General features: G+C 43.7%; 25 protein-coding genes. 12 read left to right on the forward strand and 13 right to left on the reverse strand.

Annotated features, from left to right (window positions below; all coding sequences use genetic code 11):
- Window positions 1-129 precede the first annotated feature (129 nt).
- The 6 genes from A3GA_RS0108790 to A3GA_RS0108815 are packed head-to-tail and all read left to right on the forward strand — an operon-like array spanning window position 130 to window position 5677.
- Window positions 130-1005: a MurR/RpiR family transcriptional regulator gene (locus A3GA_RS0108790; RefSeq protein WP_081606607.1), complete on the forward strand. Its 876-nt coding sequence runs from the start codon at window positions 130-132 to the stop codon at window positions 1003-1005.
- Window positions 1006-1010: 5 nt separating this feature from the next.
- The gene (locus tag A3GA_RS0108795; RefSeq protein ID WP_018027034.1) at window positions 1011-1268 is read left to right on the forward strand and encodes a hypothetical protein; all 258 of its coding nucleotides are present in this window, start codon (window positions 1011-1013) and stop codon (window positions 1266-1268) included.
- Window positions 1261-2769: a sodium:solute symporter family protein gene (locus A3GA_RS0108800; protein ID WP_018027035.1), complete on the forward strand. Its 1509-nt coding sequence runs from the start codon at window positions 1261-1263 to the stop codon at window positions 2767-2769. Before A3GA_RS0108795 ends, A3GA_RS0108800 begins: the two co-directional genes overlap by 8 nt.
- Before the next feature lie 11 nt (window positions 2770-2780).
- A complete protein-coding gene (locus tag A3GA_RS0108805) occupies window positions 2781-3482 on the forward strand; it encodes a creatininase family protein (protein WP_018027036.1) in 702 nt (233 codons plus the stop codon).
- Complete coding sequence (locus A3GA_RS11550) at window positions 3469-4680, forward strand: aminotransferase class I/II-fold pyridoxal phosphate-dependent enzyme (RefSeq protein WP_018027037.1); 1212 nt, start codon at window positions 3469-3471, stop codon at window positions 4678-4680. The genes A3GA_RS0108805 and A3GA_RS11550 overlap by 14 nt, the downstream gene beginning before the upstream one ends.
- A gap of 4 nt (window positions 4681-4684) precedes the next feature.
- Complete coding sequence (locus tag A3GA_RS0108815) at window positions 4685-5677, forward strand: isoaspartyl peptidase/L-asparaginase family protein (RefSeq protein ID WP_018027038.1); 993 nt, start codon at window positions 4685-4687, stop codon at window positions 5675-5677.
- Between the two features lie 157 nt (window positions 5678-5834).
- Here the strand turns inward: A3GA_RS0108815 and A3GA_RS0108820 are convergent, their stop codons facing one another.
- From A3GA_RS0108820 to xsc, 7 genes are all read right to left on the reverse strand, one after another.
- On the reverse strand, window positions 5835-6734 hold the full coding sequence (locus A3GA_RS0108820) for a cache domain-containing protein (RefSeq protein ID WP_018027039.1): 900 nt from the start codon (window positions 6732-6734) through the stop codon (window positions 5835-5837).
- Between the two features lies 1 nt (window position 6735).
- Window positions 6736-8076 carry a TRAP transporter large permease gene (locus tag A3GA_RS0108825; protein ID WP_018027040.1) on the reverse strand — a complete coding sequence of 447 codons (1341 nt, stop codon included), beginning with the start codon at window positions 8074-8076 and terminating at the stop codon, window positions 6736-6738.
- Window positions 8077-8078: 2 nt separating this feature from the next.
- The gene (locus A3GA_RS0108830) at window positions 8079-8639 is read right to left on the reverse strand and encodes a TRAP transporter small permease (RefSeq protein WP_018027041.1); all 561 of its coding nucleotides are present in this window, start codon (window positions 8637-8639) and stop codon (window positions 8079-8081) included.
- Window positions 8640-8760: 121 nt separating this feature from the next.
- Complete coding sequence (locus A3GA_RS0108835) at window positions 8761-9756, reverse strand: TRAP transporter substrate-binding protein (RefSeq protein ID WP_018027042.1); 996 nt, start codon at window positions 9754-9756, stop codon at window positions 8761-8763.
- Window positions 9757-9828: 72 nt separating this feature from the next.
- Window positions 9829-11265 carry an NAD(P)/FAD-dependent oxidoreductase gene (locus A3GA_RS0108840; protein ID WP_018027043.1) on the reverse strand — a complete coding sequence of 479 codons (1437 nt, stop codon included), beginning with the start codon at window positions 11263-11265 and terminating at the stop codon, window positions 9829-9831.
- 3 nt (window positions 11266-11268) lie between these two features.
- A complete protein-coding gene (locus A3GA_RS0108845; RefSeq protein ID WP_018027044.1) occupies window positions 11269-11658 on the reverse strand; it encodes a nuclear transport factor 2 family protein in 390 nt (129 codons plus the stop codon).
- Between the two features lie 75 nt (window positions 11659-11733).
- A complete protein-coding gene (xsc, locus tag A3GA_RS0108850; protein ID WP_018027045.1) occupies window positions 11734-13548 on the reverse strand; it encodes a sulfoacetaldehyde acetyltransferase in 1815 nt (604 codons plus the stop codon).
- Between the two features lie 260 nt (window positions 13549-13808).
- Between xsc and A3GA_RS0108855 the strand changes: the two genes are divergently transcribed.
- Window positions 13809-14771, forward strand: coding sequence for an AAA family ATPase (locus tag A3GA_RS0108855; protein ID WP_018027046.1), 963 nt, complete (start codon window positions 13809-13811; stop codon window positions 14769-14771).
- Window positions 14772-14787: 16 nt separating this feature from the next.
- Window positions 14788-16506 carry a cobaltochelatase CobT-related protein gene (locus A3GA_RS0108860; RefSeq protein ID WP_018027047.1) on the forward strand — a complete coding sequence of 573 codons (1719 nt, stop codon included), beginning with the start codon at window positions 14788-14790 and terminating at the stop codon, window positions 16504-16506.
- Here the strand turns inward: A3GA_RS0108860 and A3GA_RS0108865 are convergent.
- Complete coding sequence (locus A3GA_RS0108865) at window positions 16503-17318, reverse strand: IclR family transcriptional regulator (RefSeq protein WP_018027048.1); 816 nt, start codon at window positions 17316-17318, stop codon at window positions 16503-16505. The two genes, A3GA_RS0108860 and A3GA_RS0108865, sit on opposite strands and share 4 nt — an antisense overlap.
- Before the next feature lie 146 nt (window positions 17319-17464).
- Here A3GA_RS0108865 and pta point away from each other — a divergent pair, with 146 nt between their 5' ends.
- A complete protein-coding gene (gene pta / locus A3GA_RS0108870; RefSeq protein WP_018027049.1) occupies window positions 17465-18469 on the forward strand; it encodes a phosphate acetyltransferase in 1005 nt (334 codons plus the stop codon).
- Between the two features lie 34 nt (window positions 18470-18503).
- A complete protein-coding gene (locus tag A3GA_RS0108875) occupies window positions 18504-19262 on the forward strand; it encodes a sulfite exporter TauE/SafE family protein (RefSeq protein WP_026156912.1) in 759 nt (252 codons plus the stop codon).
- 136 nt (window positions 19263-19398) lie between these two features.
- Here A3GA_RS0108875 and A3GA_RS0108880 read toward each other — a convergent pair whose 3' ends face one another.
- Genes A3GA_RS0108880 through A3GA_RS0108900 form a run of 5 tightly spaced genes read right to left on the reverse strand, consistent with a single transcriptional unit; the run spans window position 19399 to window position 22432 of the window.
- The gene (locus A3GA_RS0108880; RefSeq protein WP_018027051.1) at window positions 19399-20199 is read right to left on the reverse strand and encodes a MetQ/NlpA family ABC transporter substrate-binding protein; all 801 of its coding nucleotides are present in this window, start codon (window positions 20197-20199) and stop codon (window positions 19399-19401) included.
- Between the two features lie 14 nt (window positions 20200-20213).
- Window positions 20214-20471 (reverse strand): hypothetical protein, encoded by a 258-nt coding sequence (locus tag A3GA_RS0108885; RefSeq protein WP_018027052.1) that lies wholly within the window; start codon window positions 20469-20471, stop codon window positions 20214-20216.
- Between the two features lie 15 nt (window positions 20472-20486).
- Window positions 20487-21335, reverse strand: coding sequence for a pantoate--beta-alanine ligase (gene panC / locus A3GA_RS0108890; protein WP_018027053.1), 849 nt, complete (start codon window positions 21333-21335; stop codon window positions 20487-20489).
- A gap of 1 nt (window position 21336) precedes the next feature.
- Window positions 21337-22218: a segregation and condensation protein A gene (locus tag A3GA_RS0108895; RefSeq protein WP_018027054.1), complete on the reverse strand. Its 882-nt coding sequence runs from the start codon at window positions 22216-22218 to the stop codon at window positions 21337-21339.
- A 25-nt stretch (window positions 22219-22243) separates the two neighbouring features.
- Window positions 22244-22432 (reverse strand): DUF3460 family protein, encoded by a 189-nt coding sequence (locus A3GA_RS0108900; protein WP_026156913.1) that lies wholly within the window; start codon window positions 22430-22432, stop codon window positions 22244-22246.
- Between the two features lie 132 nt (window positions 22433-22564).
- Here A3GA_RS0108900 and A3GA_RS0108905 point away from each other — a divergent pair, with 132 nt between their 5' ends.
- Window positions 22565-23236, forward strand: a complete 672-nt coding sequence (locus A3GA_RS0108905) for a cell division ATP-binding protein FtsE (RefSeq protein ID WP_018027056.1) — start codon at window positions 22565-22567, stop codon at window positions 23234-23236.
- Window positions 23229-24149, forward strand: a complete 921-nt coding sequence (locus tag A3GA_RS0108910; protein ID WP_018027057.1) for a cell division protein FtsX — start codon at window positions 23229-23231, stop codon at window positions 24147-24149. Before A3GA_RS0108905 ends, A3GA_RS0108910 begins: the two co-directional genes overlap by 8 nt.

The raw sequence follows: 24149 nt of genomic DNA on the forward strand, positions 1-24149 counted from the left end.
TTAGGTATCGTGGCTTTTTTTACGCTTTTATGTAAATTTATTTACATTAGGGTAAATACTCTTACAGAGCTATCAACAGCTATGCTACTCTTTGTATATATTTAGCTATTTACTTACCAGTGGAAATAGATGGTTAACTCATCACAGTATTTAAGTCTTCTTCCTAAAATCAGAGAAAAGAGTCAACTGATGACTGCCAGCGAAAAAAAAGTTGCGCAGTATACGCTCGACAATACCTATAAGGTTGCCCATATGAGCATTAATGAGCTAGCGGATGAGGTTAAAGTATCTATTGCCACAGTCAATCGATTCGCAAAACGCTGTGGATTTTCTGGTTTTTTAGAATTTAAAAAAGTTATAACTGACTATTTTTCCAAAATCCATGAGCCTATTGAAAAAGCCAAAAGAGTAAGAACAGGACCACATGAGGTCGCTACCAGTCTCGACACTTCTTTTAATAACGCAATGGACAATCTTACTTTAACGAGAAACGAGCTTAATCAAGAAAAAATTAACTCCTTATGCAGTCAATTACTTACAAAAAAAAGAGTCTTTATTGCGGGCATAGGAGTCAGCTCAATGCTTGCTTCTTTTTTAGCAAATGCTATTGAGCCTTTTTTGCCCGATAGCTATATCAAGGAGTTAATTGGTTTCTACGGCTATGAAAGCGCCTTCAGGCAAATCAGTCATTTAACAAACGACGATTTGGTGATCATAATCTCCATTCCGAGGTATTCGCAAACCATTGTTGATTTAGCAAAAGCAGTTCAAGAAAAACAATGTACGATTATTGCGATAACAGACTCAATACATTCACCTATAGCTCCCTATGCCAATGAATGTATTTTTGTGGGCACTGAACACCCAGTGCTATATGCATCAAATGTGGCAATGATTGCGATCATTGAGACCATTTCTTATGTTTTAGCACTACGTACCCCTGAGTTAGACGATTTACTCAAACGACAAACTGAGGTTATTTATCCGCTCTTTTATAAAGGTTAACTATCATGCGCAAAAAAGATAATTTCCAAAAAAAATGGATGATTGTTTTCGCAATCAGCTATTTCTTAATCATGCTACCCCTACCCTTCTACTTCAACACGGAGTATGTTGCTGGTTGGTTTGGAGTACCAATTTTTGTTTATGGCTGGCTGATTCACGGTGCTATAGTAATCACACTTATCGCCATTTATGCTTATCAATGTCTACAAAGACCTGAATACCAAGACAGTTATTTTGAAAACTTAGGAGAAAAAAATGAGTAGTACTGTTGATGAGTTAATCCAGCCTATGGCGGGCTCCTTTATTTTCATTATGCTAATTTACTTTGGCTTAATTGGAGCTATTGGATATATTGCCGCAAAACAGACAAAGAGTCTTAAAGATTTCTTTGTTATGGGAGGTAAAGCGGGTTTTATCGTTTCAGGCATTGCTTATTTTGCCACTCAGTATAGTGTGAGCACCTTTATGGGCGTGCCCGCTATAGCCTACAGAGAAGGCTTTGCAGGGTTAAGTATTTCAGTTCCAGGCATTGCCTTCTCCATGTTAATCCCAGCATTAATCGTTGGCAAAAAGCTAATGCAATTATCCAAAAAAAATGATTTCTTTACCATGACCGACTATCTAGGTGACCGCTATCAATCAAACCTTATCCGGGTAACTCACGCAGTGATTATGGTTGTTTTCTTAATAGCGATGATGGGAGCCCAAATGGTCGGTGCTGGGGTAATCGTAAAAACATTCACTGGTTTTCCTGAGTGGACCGGCGTACTCATTACTGGTGTCATTGTAATTCTATATTGTATGTTCGGAGGTATGCGGGGTGCTATGCTAACCGATGTGTTGCAGGGCGGACTAATGATTCTTACAGCAATAATGACCTTTATTATGTCCTTAAAAGCTGGCGGTGGTTTAGAAAAGATCACGCAAGAATTGGCTGACACCAGTGTTTCGCACCTGACCCACCCTGGCGCAGAGGGCGGATTTGGCTTTGGCGTATATGTTTCTATGATTTTACTCTGGTCGTTTTTCAGCATTGCACAGCCAACGCTTTTCACCAAGTTTTACACTATGAAGAACTATAGAGTCATGTTCAAAGGGGTTCTATTAGGCACCTTGGGCATGTTTGTGTCAGCCACACTTATTGAATGGTCTGGTGTCAATGCCTATATTTCTATCCCAGGATTAAAAGGCTCCGAGGCGGATTTTGTCGTACCTATTCTGATCCAACAAAACCTGCCTAACCTTCTAGCAGCGATTATGATTGCTGGCATTGTCTCTGCTGGAATGTCAACTGTCTCTGCGTTAATGGTGGTGGCAACAGGTGGAATCTCACGAGATATATACCAAAAACTCATCAACCCTAACGCTAGTAATGATACCGTCTTAAAGCTATCGCGCATCATTACAGTAATCGTTGGTCTGTGCGGCATTGCTATTGGTATCTATAAACCCGCAGGCATTTTTGCTATTGTGCGCTTTGCATTTGGTGGTTTAGGCATTTGGGCTATTGCTGTCATTCTAGGCATGTATTGGCGACGTGTCTCAACCGCTGGGGTTATTGCAGGTATTATCGTTGCAGAAATCTATTATGTTTATCTTAAGCTTAATGGTTTAGATGGCTCTCTCTATGCTTTAAAGCTAGATTCTCTAGTTGCCTCATGGCTGCTAGGTATGATTGTCGCTATTGCCATTAGTCTAATAACCAAACCAGTCAATGCAGCTGTTGTCGAAAGGCACTTTAAAGACCAATCCATGACTAGTTAAAGGAGGATGTTATGTTTATTAAAGATATGAATTGGATGCAAGTTGAGGAATACCTCAGTAAAGATGACCGCATCATTGTTCCGCTAGGCAGCACCGAACAGCATGCTTATTTAAGTTTGTGTACAGACCTACTCCTAGCAGAGAACATCTCTCTTGAAGCTGCAGAACCCCTTGGCGTCCCAGTCATGCCTGGCGTTGCATTTGGCATGACACCATACTTTAGTGCATACCCAGGCACCGTTTCATTAAAACCAGCCACCTATTTTGCATTAATAAGGGACATTCTTGACAGCCTACAACTACAGGGGTTTCGACGCATTCTCTTTGTCAATGGACATGGTGGCAACAGCCCTGTCGCTGCTGAGATTCAAGAGTGGCTAAAGTCTCGTGATGAGATGCAAGTCAAAATTCATAATTGGTGGGCAGCGCCAAAAACTATGGCAACAGTCACTGAGATAGATCCCATAGCATCGCATGCGTCATGGATGGAAAACTTTCCCATCACCCGTATAGAAGGCGTAACTATGCCTACAGTGCAAAAACCTATGATTAATTTAAAAACCAATAAGCTTTTAAGTGCCAAACAGGTGCGGGAATATTGCGGAGATGGTAATTATGGTGGCGACTACCAAAAAGATGATCTCAGTATGGAAAAAATTTGGCAAATAGGCGTTTTAGAAACTCGCGAGGCTTTAGAAAATGACTGGATTTAACGAGTCAAAATTTGCTTTTCCAGCTGTTCCCATTCTTTCTGCAACTATTGAGGAAGATGACTATCTGCTAGCTAAAGAGCTTTTAGCAAAGATTGAGTCCCTGACCCATGTTGGGGACGATGTTTTAAAGCTAGAGTCAGAATTCTCCAAATGGCTTGGCGTTAATACAAGTATTGCTTGGACTGGTGGCAGAACTGCCCTATATGCTTCGATTAAGGCACTTAATCTTCAACCTGGCGATGAAGTTATTGTGCCTGCTTTCACCTGTCAGGCCGTGATTAATGCCTTCAAGTTTCAGCAGGTGGTGCCTGTTTATGCTGATATCGAAGAACAGAGTTATGGGCTCTCCATCACAGAGGTGCGCAAAAAGTTAAGCGCTAGAACCAAAGGAATACTCCTGCAGTATACCTTTGGTCTTATTCCTAAAGATATAAAAGAAACTATAGCTTGGGCAAGGGAGAACGACTTATGGATCATTGAAGATTGTGCCCATGCCTTAGGAGCTGAATGGGAAGGACAGAAACTCGGTGCATTAGGAGATATCTCCATTTTCAGTTCAGAGCGTTCAAAAATCATCAACACGGTCCATGGTGGTATTAGCTCTACTGACAACCCCACTATCAGTGAGTCTTTATTAGCCTTAAAAAGACAATCACCAACAATCTCCACAGAAAAGACTAAAAGTTTATTAGAAACTTTTCTATTATTATATGAACAAAACAATAACCTGCCCTTAAGCATACAAAAAGAGCATGCTATCCCGCAAATGTTTACGGATGAGCTAGAAGGCAAATTCATAGCTCATTACAAGGAATTAATGAGCCCAGCCATTGCTACATTATTCTTAAAACAATTCTCTAAACTAGAGAAGTTTCAAAGCCAACGGGATAAGGCGACACGGTTTTGGAACCAATGGTGTGATAACAATGGCTATGAAAAGCCACTGGTCGTGAACAATAGTCGACCCACATTTTTGCGTTACCCGCTTTATGCAGGCAAGCATGTAAAAGATAACATACTTGAGCTTGAACGAAAATTAAACGTAGATTTAGGCGTTTGGTTTACCACACCTGCACACCCTATGCCTATCAAGGTACCAGATTGTCCCGTAGGGATGCGACTAACAGCTGGTTGTATCAACATGCCTACCATATTGCCTCAAGCTTTCTACGACCATTTTAATTTTAAGGATGCTTAAACTTATGACTGAATCTTTTCGCCCTGTTCTAGTGATTCACGGAGGAGCTGGCGCTATCTCAAAAGAAGTAATCACCACTGAACAGGCTAAAAATTACACCGAGAGTTTAGCCAATATTGCTAAGGCGGGAATAGAGATAATCGAAAACGGAGGCAGTGCTGTTGATGCCGTCACACATGCTGTTTCATTGCTTGAAGATTGTGAGCTGTTTAATGCTGGAAAGGGCTCAGTTTTTACCGCTGACGAGACACATGAATTAGATGCAGCCATCATGGATGGCTTAACATTAAAAACTGGCGCCGTAAGCATCGTTAACCGAATTAAGAATCCTGTTCAAGCGGCAAGAGCAGTGCTACGACACAGTCATCATGCTTTTTTTGTTGGTGAGGGTGCTCATCGTTTTGCTAAAGAACATGGGTTAGAGTTGGTAAGCCCTGACTTTTTCAATACTGAATTTAGATATGAGCAATTGTTGCATTTAAAGAAAACTAATACTAAAAAAGCAGTATTAGATCATAATGCTCAAACATTAACGTCTAAGAGAAAGGCACCTCTGGATGAAAACAACAAAATGGGCACGGTAGGAGCTGTAGCTCTTGATAGCTATGGTAATTTAGCCGCAGCAACCTCAACTGGCGGCCTTACTAACAAGCAAATAGGACGAGTAGGTGATACTCCCATCATCGGCGCTGGCACGTATGCTAACAATAGAACCTGTGCAGTCTCATGCACTGGTGAAGGAGAGCGTTTTATTGAGCTTGTTGCAGCCTATGACATTTCTGCACTTATTGAATACTGTCAGCTCACCATTAACGACGCCGCACACAAAGTGATTGAAAAGCTAACAGCAATTAACGGCGTCGGTGGCCTCATAGCTGTTGATAGTCAAGGCAATATCAGCTTGCCCTTTAACTCTGGTGGTATGTATAGGGCATTTGCGTATCAAAATGAAGAGCCCAGAGTCGCCATCTATGACGAGGAGCCATTCTGCATTTGACGCACAAAGAAACAATACACGTTTAAGAAAGACTTACGCTCAAGGAAAATTACTCTGAAACTGGTAGGCTTTAAACAAAGCGTTTAAAGGAAAATTCACCATAAAATTACCCGATATAAGAACGCTGTCTTATATCGGGTTCACTAAAAACAAGAGTTTATTGTTCGGCTGCAAAAGCGCTAACAACGACAACGTCGTCATCTACCAATTGATAGTAGGCATGCCTTTTTTCTACTGATTTATTCCTTGAACTAAACCACCAGTACTCCTCATTTAGAATCTCTTCAGCGTTAGCGCTATCAGCAATTTTTGTTAAAAAGGGCTTCCCCTGGACATCAAGCACTTTATCTAGAGAAGTATGAACTAAATCACGCTGACTCGGGGCAAAAATGATCTGTCGACTTTTAGTGTCCAACACAAAAATATATTTATCTGGATTTCTAAAACCGCTCTGATGATTACGGAACTTACGCATGGCAGCAATCGGGTTCTTACGATATTCACTCACTGCCTGTTTTAACAAATCAACAACTTCCGAATCGGTGGCAACGTGAGGCGTATAGCCTACGGCAACGATAATATCATCGACTACTTTAAAACGGGTCAGTTTGTTTTCATCCCTACCTAAGCTCATGCTGTACCAGAGATACTCAACCTCCCCGGCCCCCTCTGCTTTAGCAATATCAATAATACGTTGAAACAAGGGAACACCTTGAGCATCAATGTAATTAATCACATTATCACCAACCATACCAGCAGACCAACCGCCGCTGGAAAGTAAGATCCCCTCCGTACTTAGACTGAACACATAGAGGTCTCGATCAGTAAAACGCTCGTCATTATTAAAGTCGTTAACGCCGCTTAAGCCATTTTCTTGAATATGCGCCACAGCCTTGTCCAATAACTGAGCAACACGCGCCCGAGTAGACTCCTCGGATTTAACAATATCAACCGTATCGTTTTCAGCCTGCACAGGCGAGTTTTCAGCTGTTGCTACTGTTGAGAAAGCCAATGCCAAGACACTGACGAGCATCGCTTTTCTTGTAAACTTTGTCATATTAGTACCCCATCAAACTCGGCAACCACAAAGACAACCCAGGAACGAAGGCAATAGTAAAGATAGCAATCGTTAGGACCAGAATAAACGGTAGAACCTTAACCACAATTGACTCGACAGATGCACCTCCAATCCCCGAAGCAACGAAGATATTTTCACCTAACGGTGGTGTGATAAAGCCCACCGATAAGGCGCAGATAACCACGATACCCACGTGTGTCGGATCCGCACCCAACATATAAGTCACTGGTAACAAAACTGGCACCAGAATCATAATCGCTGCTAAGGTTTCCATAAACATGCCGACAAAGAGCAAAAACAGAATCAATAAAGTCCAGATAAGGTACATATTATCCGTCAAATTAATCAAGGTCTCGGCAATGTGAGCAGGAATTTTCTGCTCCACTAACAAGCGACCGAAAACGGTAGCAGCAAATAAAATTAACAAAACACGACCAGTAATCCAAGTTGTCGTACGCAAGGAGTTAAAGACTTTTTTGAAAGTTATTTCCCGGTGGATAAAAATACCAACGAATAATGTGTAGAAAATCGCAACAACCGCTGATTCTGTCGGCGTGAAAAAACCGGCATAAATACCGCCCAAAATAAAGAGCGGAGCTAATAAAGACCAAACCCCTTGTACCAGTGAACGTCGTAAACCAGCACCGTTCCAACCGCTATCCATACCCTTATAGCCATGCTTGCGTGAGATAAAATAATTCATCACCATAATACTAGAAGCCATAATCAGACCAGGAATAACGCCGGCGATAAATAATTTCGAAATGGAAACACTGGCAAACTCTCCGTGTAGTGTAACGGCCTCAGCCGGCGGTCTTAAGCCAAGCGCAGAAATACCGAAAATCACCATGGGAATCGATGGCGGAATAATAATGCCTAAACCGCCAGACGAAGCTGTAATCGCCGAAGCATAGCTTAAATTATAATTACGCTTGGTCATGGCTGGAATCATTAACATACCCACTGCGGCTGTGGTAGCCGGACCCGAACCGGAAATGGCACCAAAAAACAAACACGCTATTACTGTTGCAAGACCCAAACCACCGGTAATCGGTCCAGCAAGACTTTCTGCAATATCGACTAAACGCCGAGAAATGCCCGCCGCTTCCATGAGCGCACCGGCCAATATAAAGGCCGGCAAAGCCATTAAGGGGAAATTACCTACGGAGGTAAAAGCAATTTGTACAAATGAGATAGGATTTTTGTCCAAAACCAGATATGCCACCATCGCTGCACCGGCTAAGGAGACCGTAATCGGTGCGCCTATCAGCAGCAAGAAAATAAAGCCACCAAATAGCAATAAGACAATTTGTTGTTCCATCGTTACGCCCCTTTAACCAGTTGATTTTTAGATGCTTCCTCTTGAATCTTGGCGAGTTCCTGCGCCTCAGGATCGATGATTTCAACGTGCTTAAACCAAGTAAGATAGTTATTCCATAAAATACGGATGGACATTAAAGCAAAAGCCAAGGGCAATACCATAAAGAAATACTTCATGGGGATACCGGTTGTCTGAGACTTCCAAAACATATTCATGCGATTAAAGACGAAGTCATAACTTAAATAGGTAAAGAAAATATTAAAAGCTACCCATAATAAATCGGCAAACGTTTCCACCACTTTTTTAACAATGGGTGGGAATAGCTTAAATTGCACAGTTACACGATTATGCGCTGACATTTTGGCGGCAACCACCGCACCCAAATAAGCGAACCAGACAAACATATAGGTCGAAACTTCTTCGGCCCAAGGGATGGAATACGCAAAGAAAAAGCGCATGACAATTTGCGCGAAAAGAATAATCACAAAAGTTGAGAGAAGCAGACCGCAAACATACTCTTCGATGTGATTAACAAGATGCAGAAAGAACTTTTTAAAACTCATTGAAATCTCCGTCTTAAAATAGCTACGCTGATAATCAGTTGCCGCTATTTAGGCGACCACCGTCCGACCGAAAACCACATGATGCGGTCGGACAGCTTTACCGGAAAATTAATTGATTTAATTAACGGCCTAACGATTTCAGAATTTTATCTAAGCGCTCTTTACCACCCACTTGGTCGTAGAATTTAGGCCACACTTGGTTAGTCGCCGCCTCGATCCATTCTTTTTCATCATTGGCAGGATCGTTGATTTCCATGCCCTTAGCCACTAATTCTTCTTTAATCTTTTGCTCAGTGTCTTGCAAAAACTGATAGCTATGCTCAGTAGCCTCCATACCGGCATCTAAAATTGCCTGCTGAACTTCTGGTGATTGTGACTGGAACACTTGTTCGCTCACAATTAAGGGCTCTAAGGAGAATAAATAACGAATATTGGTGATGTACTTTTGGACTTCATCAAACTTCATTGCAGCAACGGTGATGTACGGATTATCCTGACCATCCACGACACGCTGTTGTAATGCTGTAAAGGTCTCATTCCAGGCTAAGGGGCTGGGATTAATACCCCAAGACTTATAGGTTGCAATCATTAATTCATTTTTAGGAACTCGGATAACCATGCCCTTTAGATCATCTAACGTTTTAACCGGGCGCTTGGAGTTTGTTAACACACGGAAGCCTGAATAAGACCAACCGATAATGCGCACACCCGCATCACGGATGGTATTTTCCGTCAACTCCTTACCAACATCCCCTTGTGTTAATTGCTTAGCATCTTCCAAACTTTGAATCATGTAAGGTAGCGTTAAAATAGCAACGGAGGGTGAAAATGGCGTGATATTATTGATGGCCAAAATCGAGAAATCAAGTAAACCCATGGCCGCATCATTTACTGTGTCTTGCTCGTCACCTAGTTGGCTATTAGGAAATAGGTCTGCGGTGTATTTGCCATCAGTTTTTTCTTTAAGGCTAGCCGCAAATGCCTTACCCAATTCGTGTTGGGTACCGCCAGCCGCATCACCGATTGCGACTTTAAATGTCGCTGCGCTTACCGCAGTTGCTAGAAAAAAGCCGAAAGCACCGACCACGGTTTTTTTGAATAGTTTATTAAGTTTCATTTTCTGTCTCCGTACTATGTACTATGTTAAGTAACTATAGTTATTATTTATTTAAACTGCACCGTCTACTGACTACAACACCTCGTCTTTAAGGTGATACCAACGATAAAGAAAGCGTTGACCAAGTCGGCGGAATGGCGCAAAAGTTTCAGACTCCACTCTTTCAAATAGGTTAGGAAAAGGCAGTCGACTATTGAAAATTGGTAGATCCAATTCCGATCCATGACCAGCGATCCACTGAGCTAAGCGCTTACCAGCTTGCGCTGAATACATGACCCCGTTACCGCCATATCCTAAGGCATAATAAATGCTCTGCTTAGGATCGGGCTGTGTAATGCGTGGCATCATGTCATGACTAACATCAACCCAACCCCACCATGAGTATTCCAATGGAATATCTCCTAGTTCGGGGAATTTACGTTTAATTGAAGCTCTAAGCAAGTCTTCATACTTTTGCTCAGGCGCTACACGACCTGTAATTGCGCTACGGCTACCAATCTGCAATCGATTATCGGGCAATAATCGATAGTAATGACGAAGCACTCGTGTATCCGTCAAAACTTGATGCGTATAAAAGCGGCACGCCTCAATTTCATCAGCTGTTAAGGGGCGAGTCACTACGGAGTTGGATAAAATTGGCAATAACCGATTTTTAAACTCCTTATGTAAACTGTTGTTAGTATAGCCACCTGTAGCCACCCCAACGGCTTTTGCTTTAACTACGCCACCAGGCGTATGCAAAAAGTGATAACCATCACGGGTTTCCCAGGATTGCACTGGACTGGAGGGGTGCACTTTTACACCTAAGGCTCGTGCCTTTTTGACATAGCCAAAAGCGAGTTTACCAGCATGAATACCAATCCCTTCTGGCTCGTGCATAGCACCGCAAGCCTCATGATCATTGACATACTCATTGCGCAATGTGGCGGCATCTATAATTTGTGCGTTATAGCCGAAAGTATTACGCAGCAACTCCGCCTCCTGCCTTAGGGCTGACATAATTCTTTCTCGGTGTGCGATATAGAAGTGACCGCCTGGCTGAGGATCGCAATCAATATCTTTGATTAACTCCTTAAAAGTTTCCATGCCATCAACGCATTCCTGATGCATTTTCTTGGCCGTTTCTAAACCCCAACGTTGAATCCACTGAGAACGCTTTAAACGTCCTGACGCACATTGCGCTTGACCGCCATTACGTGTACTACATCCCCAAGCAGTGCGATTAGCCTCTAAAACAGTTGCTTTGATACCATATTCTTGAGCTAGAAAGATGGCTGCTGTCAGCCCTGTAAAGCCAGCACCGATAATGGCTACATCTACTTCCATCGTTTGAGTCACCGGACCATCATCTGCCGGTGGCTCACCCGCCGTACCAATCCAATAGGTGGGCGCATAGTCTCGACCCAGTCCAGGCGTCTTGTCCATCAAAGGGTCATAGCTTGGATCATAGGGTACCCGCGCCTGGGTTGCACTCTCGGTAGTGGTCACCTCATTTATCTGCATGACCATAACTTACTCTCCGCTGATTGGTGGACGATTTTTACGGAACGCATTTTTGACCTTAATTTTATCGCCGTCAAACTCAAACAAATCGACCATTTGAGCATCATGTTTGGCACCGTTTAAATCAGTTCCTTTAAATCGACTAGTAGACATCGCTTTATTTTCATCAAGTAGATAAAACTGACCATCTAACCAAGCTGCATCCGGAAAATTTTTCCACGCTGATTCAAAAGCAGCGCGTACTTGTTCAGTCCCACGATGTTCAGTTCCCATCGCCGTGGGTCCGGCAATGGTGTAAAAAACACAATCCTCCGCCATCATGCTCATAATGGTATCGATATCATGATCATTCCAAGCTTGGGTGTAGGCTCTTAAAATATCTAATTTATTCTTACTCACTATATACCTCCTTTTGAGAACTTTTTAGGCGAGGTGGAAACACCACTAACTCGCCCAAAAATTCGCTCGATAAGCTTATACGTAATCTTTGTACTTGTCTAATAGACGCACAGGCTTACGTAACGCATCACGACGGAACGGATCACCTAATTCGCGAGTACACATAATTTCGATAACGCAAGTCTTACCCTCGTTCATTTGCATATCGATCGCTTTTTTCAGTGCTGGACCAACGTCTTCGAGACGATCAACGACGATGCCTTCAGCGCCCATTGAACGAGCGATTTCTGCAAAAGAAGAGTTATCAAGTTCACCCGCAACAAAGCGACGATTATAGAACTCAACTTGGTTTTTCTTCTCTGCGCCCCATTGACGGTTGTGGAACACCACAGCAGTCACTGGAATATCATGACGCACCGCAGTCATAACTTCCATCATGCTCATCCCCCAAGCACCATCGCCAGCATAGGCAATAGCAGGACGATCAGGAGCGGCGGCCTTGGCACCGATAATTGTAGGTAAAGCGTAGCCGCAGTTACCAAAACTCATCGGCGCAAAGAAGCTGCGCGGCTTTTCAAAACGCAAGTAACTATGTGCAACCGAGTTAATGTTACCGATATCAGTCGACACCATCACATTTTCTGGCATTGCCTTTTCTAACTCACGTAACACTTGACGTGGGTGGAGATAATCACCACCGTTAAACGTTTTTTCCTTGGCGTTTTCAGCGATCATGTCCAAACTATACGGGTCAGTTTCATGAGTCCAATTATCCAACTCTTCTTCCCACGCTGCTTTTTCAGCTGCAATTTTCTTGGCACGCTCTTCTTTAGTCGCATCGCTCGCTAAGTTTTCATCAGCTAAACGTTTAACCAATTCTTGCGCTACTGCTTTGGCATCACCGCAAATACCGACGGCAATCTTTTTAACTAAACCAAGCACCTTGTGATCCGCATCAATCTGAATGATTTTGGCATCGGCAGGCCAATAATCCATACCATACTGCGGTAAGGTACCGAATGGCCCTAAACGTGAACCTAAAGCAATCACGACATCAGCCTGAGAAATCAGCTTCATACCTGCCTTAGAACCTTGGTAGCCTAAAGGACCACACCACTGAGGATGACTGGCTGGGAATGAGTCATTGTGCTGATAGCTGTTAACAACGGGTGCACCCAAGCGCTCAGCTAAAGCAATACACTCCTCGACGGCATCACCCATCACCACACCGCCACCAGAAATAATGACTGGGAACTTCGCATTTTTCAAAAGCTCAATCGCCTCTTGAAGCGACTGCTCACCACCATAGCCACGATCAATCTCGCGCGGCAATGGAATCTCACACGTAATTTCACCATAGAAGTAGTCACGTGGAATATTTAACTGTGTAGGACCCATTTCGCTCTTAGCGCGATCAAAACAACGTGCTGTATACTCAGCCATACGACTTGGGTTAGTGACATGACCCTGATACTTGGTAAATTCTTGGAACATCGGCAATTGATTACACTCTTGGAAACCGCCTAAGCCCATGGTGTTGGTACCAGCTTCGGGGGTAATCATCACGACAGGACTATGAGCCCAGTAGGCTGCAGCAATACCAGTCACACAGTTACTGATACCAGGGCCGTTTTGACCAATCACAACACCGTGACGACCCGATACTCTAGAATATCCATCCGCCATATGCGCTGCGCCCTGCTCATGAACTACAGGAATCAATCGGATGCCTGCTGGTGCAAAAATATCCATTGCGTCCATAAACGCTGAACCCATAATACCGAAGATATCTCTAACACCGTTAGCAACCAAAGTCTCAACGAATGCCTCCGAAGGAGTCATCTTTGTCATACCGGTAACAGGCTTGCGATTATCAATTTCTTGACTCATTTTTTCGTCTCCTAAAAAACCTGTCGCTTTAAGCGGACAGACTAAAAACACATAAGTTTAATGTGCTTGAAACACCAAGCGATTTAAAAGTGATATTTATACAACTCAGAATCAAAACTAACACATAAAATCAAAAAAAGGAACAAAATATTCCATTTTTTATTGAAAAACGGGAAAACCCTAGGATTTATTCCATGAAAATCGTTCATAATGAATATAAACGAGACAAACTAATGCAAATATTTGATTTGGGGTAAGACATGAATGATTTTCTTGAAAAACCAGAACTGGATGTATCAATAACTGATTTGTTTGGTATAGATAACGCTTTGAAAGTTAAGGCGTTTAGCGCAAGAAATGAGTATGTGCCTGCGATTGATGAGGCCTATCGTTTTAATCCGGAGGTCACTTTGGCGATACTGGCCGGTTTCAACAACAACCGTCGCGTTATGGTTCAAGGCAGACACGGCACCGGTAAATCAACGCATATTGAACAAGTCGCAGCGCGCTTAAATTGGCCATGTATCAGAGTAAATTTGGACGGACACATCAGTCGCTTGGACCTAGTGGGCAAGGACACGATTCGTATTCAAGATGGTCTACAAATTACAGCTTTTCAGGAAGGCGTAATTCCTTGGGCGTTACAGCGACCCGTCGCCTTAATTCTGGATGAGTATGATGCTGGGCGCCCCGATGTGATGTTTGTTATTCAGCAAATCTTAGAACATGATGGACAATTTACTTTACTTGATCAAAATCGTGTCTTAACACCACATCCCTATTTTCGTATATTTGCTACTGCTAATACAGTAGGCTTAGGTGATAGCACTGGTTTATATCATGGCACGCATAGCCTTAACCATGCACAACTTGACCGCTGGAATATTGTGACGACCCTAAACTACTTAAGCCCTGAAGAAGAGGTCGCCATTGTGGCAGCTCGCGTACCCATCAAGAATCATGCACAGGGCTTAGCAGATATTAATGCGATGGTTGCTTTAGCCAACCTCACGCGCAATGCCTTTGCCGTCGGCGACCTATCCACCCTTATGTCGCCTCGTACCGTCATCACTTGGGCTGAAAACTGTACGATTTTTAAAAATAAGCAGCATGCTTTTATGGTGTCATTTTTAAATAAATGTGATGAATCTGAACACGCCTTGGTAGCAGAACTTTATCAGCGTTGTTTTAATGAGGAGTTACAGCTAAAACCTCGGTTATAAATAGTGAGTTATTGTCATGAACACCACCGACCAGTTAAGACAACAACGACGACTGCGTGAATTGAATGCCTCCACAACGAGAGCGTTAACAGCCGATCCCAAGGTGCATATACGACAACAGCAGTTTTATCAGGGCAATCACGTGCTAAATTACGGTCCGCATTTACGCTTGCAGGAAGTAGAAGAAGCGGACTCCTTGCGTGGTGTGGCTGACAGCTTGTCACTGCGCTTGAACTATAGCGATAAACAACTGCATCAAAAGCACCGCCCCGAATTACCCATTGCTCGCCTTATCTTTGATTGGCTAGAAACATTACGTTGCGAATCACTGGTGCCAGATAATTTACCTGGTGTAAAACACAATCTTCAGCAACGCTTTTATCATTGGTCGGCGGGCTTTCATCATGCCGCCCAAAGTCAAACCGAGATCGGCATTCTACTCTACACCACTGCTCAAATGTGCTGGAGTCGCTTACTAGCTTTACCAGTGTATCCTGAAACAGAAGATTTTATTGAGTCAACGAGAGCAGCGTTAAGCGCCTCTTTAGGCGCAGATTTAGCTGGTTTAAGACGCTTTAAAAGCAGTCAAGCTGACTACATCCCCTATGCGCTATCCATTGCCGATTTTATTGCCGCATCCGTAGCACATGCACATCAAAACCATGGAAAACAAACAATAGATGATAAGGAGGATACCGAAGAGGAGCATTTTGCGTTACTCCTGGACATGGACGATTTTGATGAGTCCGAGCAGGAACCGACACATGAGAGTAATACCTCTCGCATTTTGAGCGATGGCGTGAGTCATGATTACCAAGTTTTTATGCGTGATTTTGACACCACTACCTATGTAGCGGAAGGTATACGTCCAGAGCTACTGGAGCAATATCGAGAACTTATTAATCAACGTCGACAGCACCAACAAATCTCTTTTCACCTGCTGATTCAACGTCTACGTAAAGTATTATTAACACCTACCGCCACACAATGGGAATGGGATCGTGAAGAAGGCTTGATTGACGGACGACGAATAAGTCAACTCATCAGTTCACCAACAGAGCGACGCTTATTTAAAGAAATGCTACCGCAATGGAGAAATGAATGTAGCGTCAGTTTCTTGATCGACTGCTCTGGCTCCATGAAGCATCACGCAGAAACACTTACTCTTATGATAGATATCTTGATTGAAGCCTTGGAAAAAACTGGTACCAAAACCGAGGTTTTAGGCTTTTCTACGAATGCTTGGAATGGCGGTCGTCCCTATCGCCGTTGGCAAGCAACCGGTCGCAAAGCCAACCCAGGCCGCTTAAATGAAATAGACTTCCGAATCTTCAAAGACGCTACCACGAATTGGCAACAAGCCAATCGCAGTATCATGGCACTACTAAAACAAGACTTGTATCGTGAAGGTGTGGACGGTGAGGCTGTGATATGGGCTGTACAACGTCTATTAGAGCAAGACAGTAAACGCAAGGTGTTATATGTTATTTCTGACGGAGAACCAATGGATAGCGCCACTGCACTAGCCAATCATGACAAATACCTTGTCCATCACTTACAACATGTTTTGGCTCAACAACAACACTTGGGTATTGAGATTTGGGGTATTGGTATCGGCTTAGACCTGGGGCATTTGTATCGGAACTGTCTAATTGCTGATCTAGAGAAAGGCTTGGACAATCACTTTATAGATGACTTTGTACAAAGCCTTAACCCATTTAGGCGCGCTTATTAAGCAAGCCCGCGCTCAAAATCATCCTCGACCATCATCAAAGACTTTGCGGCACGTTGCAAGGCAGGCAATGCTGCCAAAGCCTTATCAGGTGTCATACGCATGATCGGTGCCTGCGTTGCCACTGCCAAATTTGAACGGCTACCATCACGGCGTGGCACTAAAACCGCTACACAAAACAATCCAGGTAAAAATTCCTCGTTGTCAAAAGCGTAACCCTGTTCTTTAACGCGGGACAATTCGCTATTTAATGCATCGAGCTCCGTAATCGTATTCTTTGTATAAGCCTTAAAATTAGCATTACCCAGCATGCGCTTACGTTGCGAAGGAGAGAATTGAGATAACAAAACCTTACCGCTCGCTGAACAATGTACTGGCACTCTAGATCCGGGCCTTAAATAAAACCGTAAGGGCTCATCACTTTCAATGCGATCAACATATAAGACCTCATTCCCAGACAGTGTCGTCAGATTGCAATTTTCACCCAATTCCTCCCCCAATGCACGCAAAATCATATGGCGTGCGCCATAGCGAGTGTCATTGATCAGCAGATCCTCTGCCATGCGCCGGAGGCGCGAACCAATACAATAATGACGCCCATCAACTTCTCGCGCCAACATACCTGAAGCTTCTAACTGTTGCAGCATACGATGCAGGGTGGGCTTAGGCAAATCGGTACTGTCAACCAAGCTTTGCAAGGAAAACTTCTGCTCCTGACTAGCAATCAACTCTAGAAGGCTCAACAAGCGCAAGGTCGGCGTATCGCCCGCAATACTGATTTGCTCTACAAATTTTCTATCTGATAAATTGTCCATAAAAACAAATATCCTCCTTAACAATCCCTTGTTATTAGATTATTTTAATATAAAAACTTGACTTAAATATTAATAAACGGTAGATTTTACATATAATCATAAAATTCGATATAAATAGTATCATTAAATGAGATTAGGGATTATTCGTGTCAATATTACAACAAATCATCAACAGAGCCAAACAAGCTCCTGCGACCATTACGCTATGTGAGGCTGAAGATATTCGCATTTTAAATGCAGCCTTAAAAGCTCAAAATGAAGGTATAGCAAAGATCATCTTAGTGGGAGATGAGAATAAAATCCAAAATAAGGCAAAAGAATATGAGCTGGATATTTCTCTTCTCGAAATCGAAGATACTAAAAGCTCAAAAAATCGTCCACAACTTGTGACCGCCCTAGTAAAACAACGTGCCCACAAGGGTATGACAGCGGCACAAGCTGAACACGCGCTTGACGATCCCTTATGTTTTGCCAATATGATGGTACACAGTGACTTAGCTCAAGGCTCAGTGGCAGGCGCTGTGTATAGCACCGCAGATGTCGTCAGAAACGCTTTGCAATTGATAGGAAAAAGACCTGATACAGCGATTGTGTCGAGCTTTTTCTTGATGCTTTTAAAACAGTCGCCGGACGCACAAGAAAGACCTGTTATCTTTAGTGATTGCGGTCTAATCATTGATCCCGATGCCGAAGAGTTAGCTGCGATTACTATTGCTGCCTCAAAAAGCGCAAAGGATCTTTTGAATGTTGATCCCCGTATTGCAATGTTGAGCTTTTCTACTGCCGGAAGTGCTAAACATCCTGCTGTCGATAAAGTTACACAAGCAGCCACCTTGATTAAAGACAAGCTCCCCAACATCGCCATTGACGGTGAGGTACAATTTGATGCGGCTTTTGTACCTGACATTGCGGCTAAAAAAATCAAACATTCCAGTGTTAACGGTCAGGCAAACGTGTTTATTTTTCCAAACCTAGATGCCGGTAATATCAGCTACAAAATTGCTGAACGTATTGGCGGTGCGACGGCGATCGGTCCCTTACTTCAAGGCTTACAAAAGCCAGCCAACGATCTATCTCGCGGCTGTCATGTGAATGATATCTTTTATGTTATAGCGATAACTTCACTACAAGCGCAAAGCGTTAATAACTAAATCCTAAATCAATCGTTTAATGGATGGTGCTGTGATGAGTTTGAGCATAGTCAGTTTACTTTTACTGATTGTTGCCGTAGCCACTTACTTTCAGACGGTTACTGGCTTTGGATTAGCCATGATCGTCATCGGTGTGGTCAGTGGCTTTCAAATCACAGAGGTAGCTTTTATTGCCACTGTTGTCAGTTTAATCAGTATTGTCAATAGTGGCGTTGCGCTGCCTAAACACTTACATAAGATTCAATGGCGCAGCGCCTTTATTTGTTTAGCGGGAATAATTCCTTCAAGCATCTTGGGGGTGATTTTATTAGATTATTTAGGTCATCAAGCAAGTGCAGCCTTAGAGCTGTTACTTGGCGTAATTATTGTCTATAGTGGCGTGCGCTTTGCGCTTCGCCCAAAGCAAAGAGAAACTATCTCTAGCGACAGTTCCTTCTTTATTGTTGGTTTTATTTCTGGACTATGTGGGGGTTTATTTGGAATGCCGGGACCACCATTAATCTTCCATATGTATCGTCAACCATTAAGTATAGCGGTGGTGCGTAATATGCTGTTATTACTGTTTTGCGCCACCTCATTTACACGAACGCTATATGAAGCGACAGCCTATGGACTTCCTGCCGAAGCACTTTATATTGCGACAATGGCTATCCCTTGTGTGGCTATTTTTACCGTAATAGGGCAAAAATTTCCACCGCCGCTAAGCCCTAACAATATGAGACGGATGTGCTTTATTACCTTAATTTTGATTGGACTAGGTGTCATCAAAGGTAGCTTCGGTCAACTAATCTAATCACAAGATCCTGCAAAACAAGACGCCCATACAAACATGATGTATGTATGGGCATTTAAAAAGGGCCAAAACTCAAGCTCCAACTAGGAAGATCATAATGTCCCAAACAAAACTGCTTGAGTTACGAAAAAAGGTTTTAAGGCGCCTTAACAGGTATCACCGTACCCTGATACTTATCCTCAATAAACTTCACGGTTTCAGCACTTTGCCATACCTGATTTAGCTTTTTAATGGCTGCGCTGTCCTTATTATCTTCTCGACTTGCGCAAAGATTGGCATAGGGAGAGTCTGCCGCTTCCATAAATAAGCTATCACGTTTAGGATTTAAATCAGCATCTAGCGCATAATTGGTATTGATCACTGCTAAATCCACATCGCTTAACACACGAGGAATGGTGGCCGCCTCTAATTCTAAAAACTTTAATTTTTGGGGATTGTCGGCAATATCACGCGCAGTGGCGAATAAATTCTCTGGATCCTTAAGCGTAATTAAACCCTCTTTTTGCAATAACAATAAGGCTCTGGCACCATTGGTCGTATCTGAGGGAATCGCTACCGTGGCGCCCTTTTTAAGTTCAGCCAACGAACTAATCTTGGTGGAATAAGCACCTAAAGGCAGAACATACATGTAGCCTTGGGGCTGTAAATTCTGACCCTCATTTTTATTAAACGACTCTAAGTGCGGCAAATGTTGAAAGCAGTTGACATCAATTTGCTTTTCCACCACCTGTTGATTAGGCTGGATAAAGTCGGTAAAGACATGCACCTTTAGATCCACGCCCTGCTCCGCCATTTGTGCCGTCATAAACTCGAGAATCTCCGCTGCTGGCACTGGGGTGGCGGCAACACTCAACTGCTCATTAGCAGCGACAGTATTAACGCCGAATAAAGCACTTAAACCATAAGCAACTACACTAGCCTTAAAAAATTTTTTCATCAAACATCCTACAACTACTTCTGTTCAGTAGCACTTTCAGCTACCGCTTTCTCACCCTCTGCCGATGCCAATTTGACTGCGGCTGCGGGACCAACTGCTGCCACCTGCTCTTGCGCTTTTTTTAACTTACCATCGTTATCAAAAGCTTCGGGGTATTTTTTACGAAAATGATTGGCTAGCATCTTCATCGTCACTAAGTGAATAATGATCAAAAAAGCCACCAGAACCAAGGCAACCCAAAGAATATTTGGATAAGTCAATAATGAATTCATTGGCAATACATCCTCTTAATAGTTAACTTCTAAGTTATCAATTAATCGAGTCGAACCCAATTTAGCGGCACCTAGCACCACTAAAGGTTCCTTGTTGGCGAGCTCTTCGGGGGTGGGTTGCCATAAGTCACGCTGACGGCGTACGCTCAAATAGTCTACGACCCAGCCACGCTCACTCAAATAGGCACAGGCCTCACGCTCGATTTGCTCAGTTTCAAGCACACCAGCGGCTAAACGAGCCTCCATTTGCTTGAGTGTTTGATAGAGCTGAATCGCCTCTGCTTTTTCCGCATCCGATAAATAACGATTTCTGGAGGACAGGGCTAAACCATGCTCATCACGCACCGTTTCATGAGCCACAATCTCAACTGGCAGTTGAAACTGACGACACATTTGGCGCACCACCATCAGCTGCTGATAGTCTTTTTTCCCAAAAACAGCGACTTTAGGTTGCACACAGGAAAAAAACTTCATTAAGACGGTCGACACTCCCTCAAAGAAGCCGGGGCGCGACTCACCTTCCAAAATATGCCCTAAATTATCTGGTGTTTGTACACTAAAACTCTGTGGCTCTGGGTAAATCTCATCGAGAGTCGGCGCAAACAGCACGTATACATCGCGCAAGGCCTCTAACTTTTCAATATCCTGTTCAAGCGTGCGCGGATACTTATCGAAGTCCTCATTAGGACCGAATTGCAAGGGATTCACGAAAATACTGGCAACCACTGGATCACCATATTGACGCGCCATGCGCATCAGGGATAAATGCCCCTCGTGCAAATTACCCATGGTCGGCACATAAGCCGTACGCAATTGGCCGCTTAATTGCTGCCTTAGTTCCTCAATTGTGCGAACAACCTTCAAATTAATTCTCCATGACCTCCGTCACGCTGATATATGCGAGACGAACATAAATCGGGGCATAGGGCTCGACTTGCGTAATTTCTACCAAGCTTTCACGAGCCAACTCTAATAATGCTAAAAAATGAACAACTACCACCGCCGCCGCTTCTCCGGCCTCAATGCGCTCAATAAAAAGCTCCTTAAACTCCATAAAGCGCACCCCGCCCAAACGGCGCAAAATATGACCCATATGCTCACGCACCGAGAACTGCTCACGGCTAATATGGTGACGCTTATTTAAACTGGCTCGACGCATAATCTCTGCCCAAGCATCACGCAGATCCTCAGCGCTAACCTCGGGCAAAAGCTGTGCCACGACCACGTCCTTATGCACTTTGGCTCGCTGAAAATCCCGACCAATTTGGGGCAACTCATCCAAATGACGCGCTGCCAACTTCATCTTCTCGTACTCTAATAAGCGTCGTACCAGCTCGGCGCGCGGATCCTCCACTTCCTCATCTGAATCCGCCTTTTTAACCGGCAACAGCATGCGCGACTTAATCTCAATCAGCATTGCTGCCATCAACAAATACTCTGCCGCCAGTTCCAAATTATGCTCACGAATCTGCTGCACATAGCCTAGATACTGTCGCGTGAGCTCTGCCATTGGAATATCGAGTACGTTAAAGTTTTGCTTACGAATCAAATAAAGCAAAAGATCCAGCGGCCCCTCAAAGGCCTCTAAAAAGATCTGTAGCGCATCAGGCGGGATATATAAATCCTGCGGCACATTGAATAAAGGCTCACCATAAAGACGAGCAAGCGCCACATGATCAACCGTATCCGGTGTACTATCATGCTGAGGAAGATGTAGCTGCGCTAGTTGAGACTCATCAACAGGCATGAGCTTAATGCGCTAACGACAGGACTTATTTATTGTAGTAGACATAGGGTTTTTGAGGAACACGAGCGGATTTATACTGCTCCTGCAGCTCTAAATCGATGGCCTTATCCCACAGGCGTAGACGACCCTCACGCTGCTTTTGCTCGGTCTCAGGGTGATCCTTTTTGTATTGCTTGATAAACTGAGTCACATCAGAAACATAACTACCCATCATATTTCCTTTTATAAATAACCATAAGTAATTTTAGAGTTTAGCAGAAAGCAAGGCATGGGCTACGCTAAAAAACCCTCTTTACTGTTAAAATCATGCTATCAATAGTTTTATACAGCTTTTTCTCAGGCAGCAATGATTGAATTCCAACACGTTTTCAAATCCTATGGACAGGGACCGAATATCCTCGCCGATCTTAATTTTAAAATTAATGCCGGTGAGTTTATTTTTGTCTCCGGACCTTCAGGTGCAGGTAAGTCCACGCTATTGAAGCTTATCGGCGGCTTAGAGAAGCCTAGCCGCGGCATGATCTCTATCAAGGGTCAGCGCCTTGACAAGATGCAGTCCCGTGAACGACCCTTTTTACGTCGTCGAGTCGGGATTATTTTGCAAGATACTCACCTACTCTACGATCGTAGTGCCTTGGCAAATGTGATGCTGCCGATGGCGGTGATGGGACACAGCACGCAAAGCGCCGAGGCCCGAGCACGTGCTGCCATTTACAAGGTCGGTTTAGGTGGCAAGGAGCGTATGAATCCAATTGAGCTATCAGGCGGTGAGCAGCAACGCTTAGCCATTGCCCGTGCCATTGTTAATCGTCCGGCCATTTTGATTGCTGATGAGCCTACGGCTAACTTAGATCAAGAAAACGCACGCTTAATTCTGGATGTGTTTAAGGACTTTAATCAAGTCGGTGTGACTACCCTCATTGCCTCCCACGATAAGCCTTTATTACAGCAGCACGCTAACCGCACACTTTTAGTTGAACCGGGTCGCTTTGTTGATTTGGGGGTACATTATGCGTAGTTGGCTTAGACAACACGGCTATGCCCTTAAGGTGGCATTACGTCGCATTATCCAAACGCCTTTTTCTTCCTTGGCCAATATCTTAGTGATTGCCTTTGTGCTATCCCTACCCTTGATTGCCGCCTCCTTGCTGGTCTCTCTGGAACCGGTCACGCGCACGGTGTCGGTTAATCCAGCCATCACGCTCTTTATGAAGGACACGCTCAGTCTAGACGAGACGAATGAGCTATCTCAACGCATCCGTGCAGATAGTTCAGATCTGATCCAAATGATTGAGGTGGTTGATAAGAATAAGGCCTTAGAGGATTTAAAAAACACCCCAGCTTGGTCCGAGTCACTCAGTGTGCTCCCTAAAAACCCCCTACCCCACGCCATTATCGTCACCCTCAGCAATTCCGGTCAGGACTTTGTGAATTCCGAACGGGTACTGGCATTAGCCGATGAGTTTGCAGGATACGATGAGGTTGATCTTGTGCAATTCGATAGCGAATGGGTACAAAAGTTACAGGCCATCATGACCTTTATTAAGGTCGTCTTAATATTATTGGCTATCGGGGTCTCCGTGGTCGTTATCGCAACCGTCTTTAATACGGTACGGATGCAGGCCTTGGTTCAACGGGATGAGATCTCCGTTGCCCGTCTTGTTGGCGCTACCGAGAGCTTTGTCCGTCGTCCTTTTTTATACTTTGGGGCGGTGGTCGGCTTTGTGGCTGGGATCGTGGCTATTTTATTAAGCAGTTTTGCGCTAATGCTACTCAATAACTCGATTCAAGAAGTAATTAGTCAGACCTATGAACAGCCCTTTATGGTGCAACTCCCCGAGACTTTTTGGCTGATTTTTAGCATTGTGTTAGCCATGATCGTTGCTGCGGTTGCGGCGCGTTGGTCAGTCACTCGCCACAGCAAGTTTTAA

It is taken from the genome of Oligella urethralis DSM 7531 (genome assembly GCF_000372065.1).
Lineage (GTDB): Bacteria > Pseudomonadota > Gammaproteobacteria > Burkholderiales > Burkholderiaceae_B > Oligella > Oligella urethralis.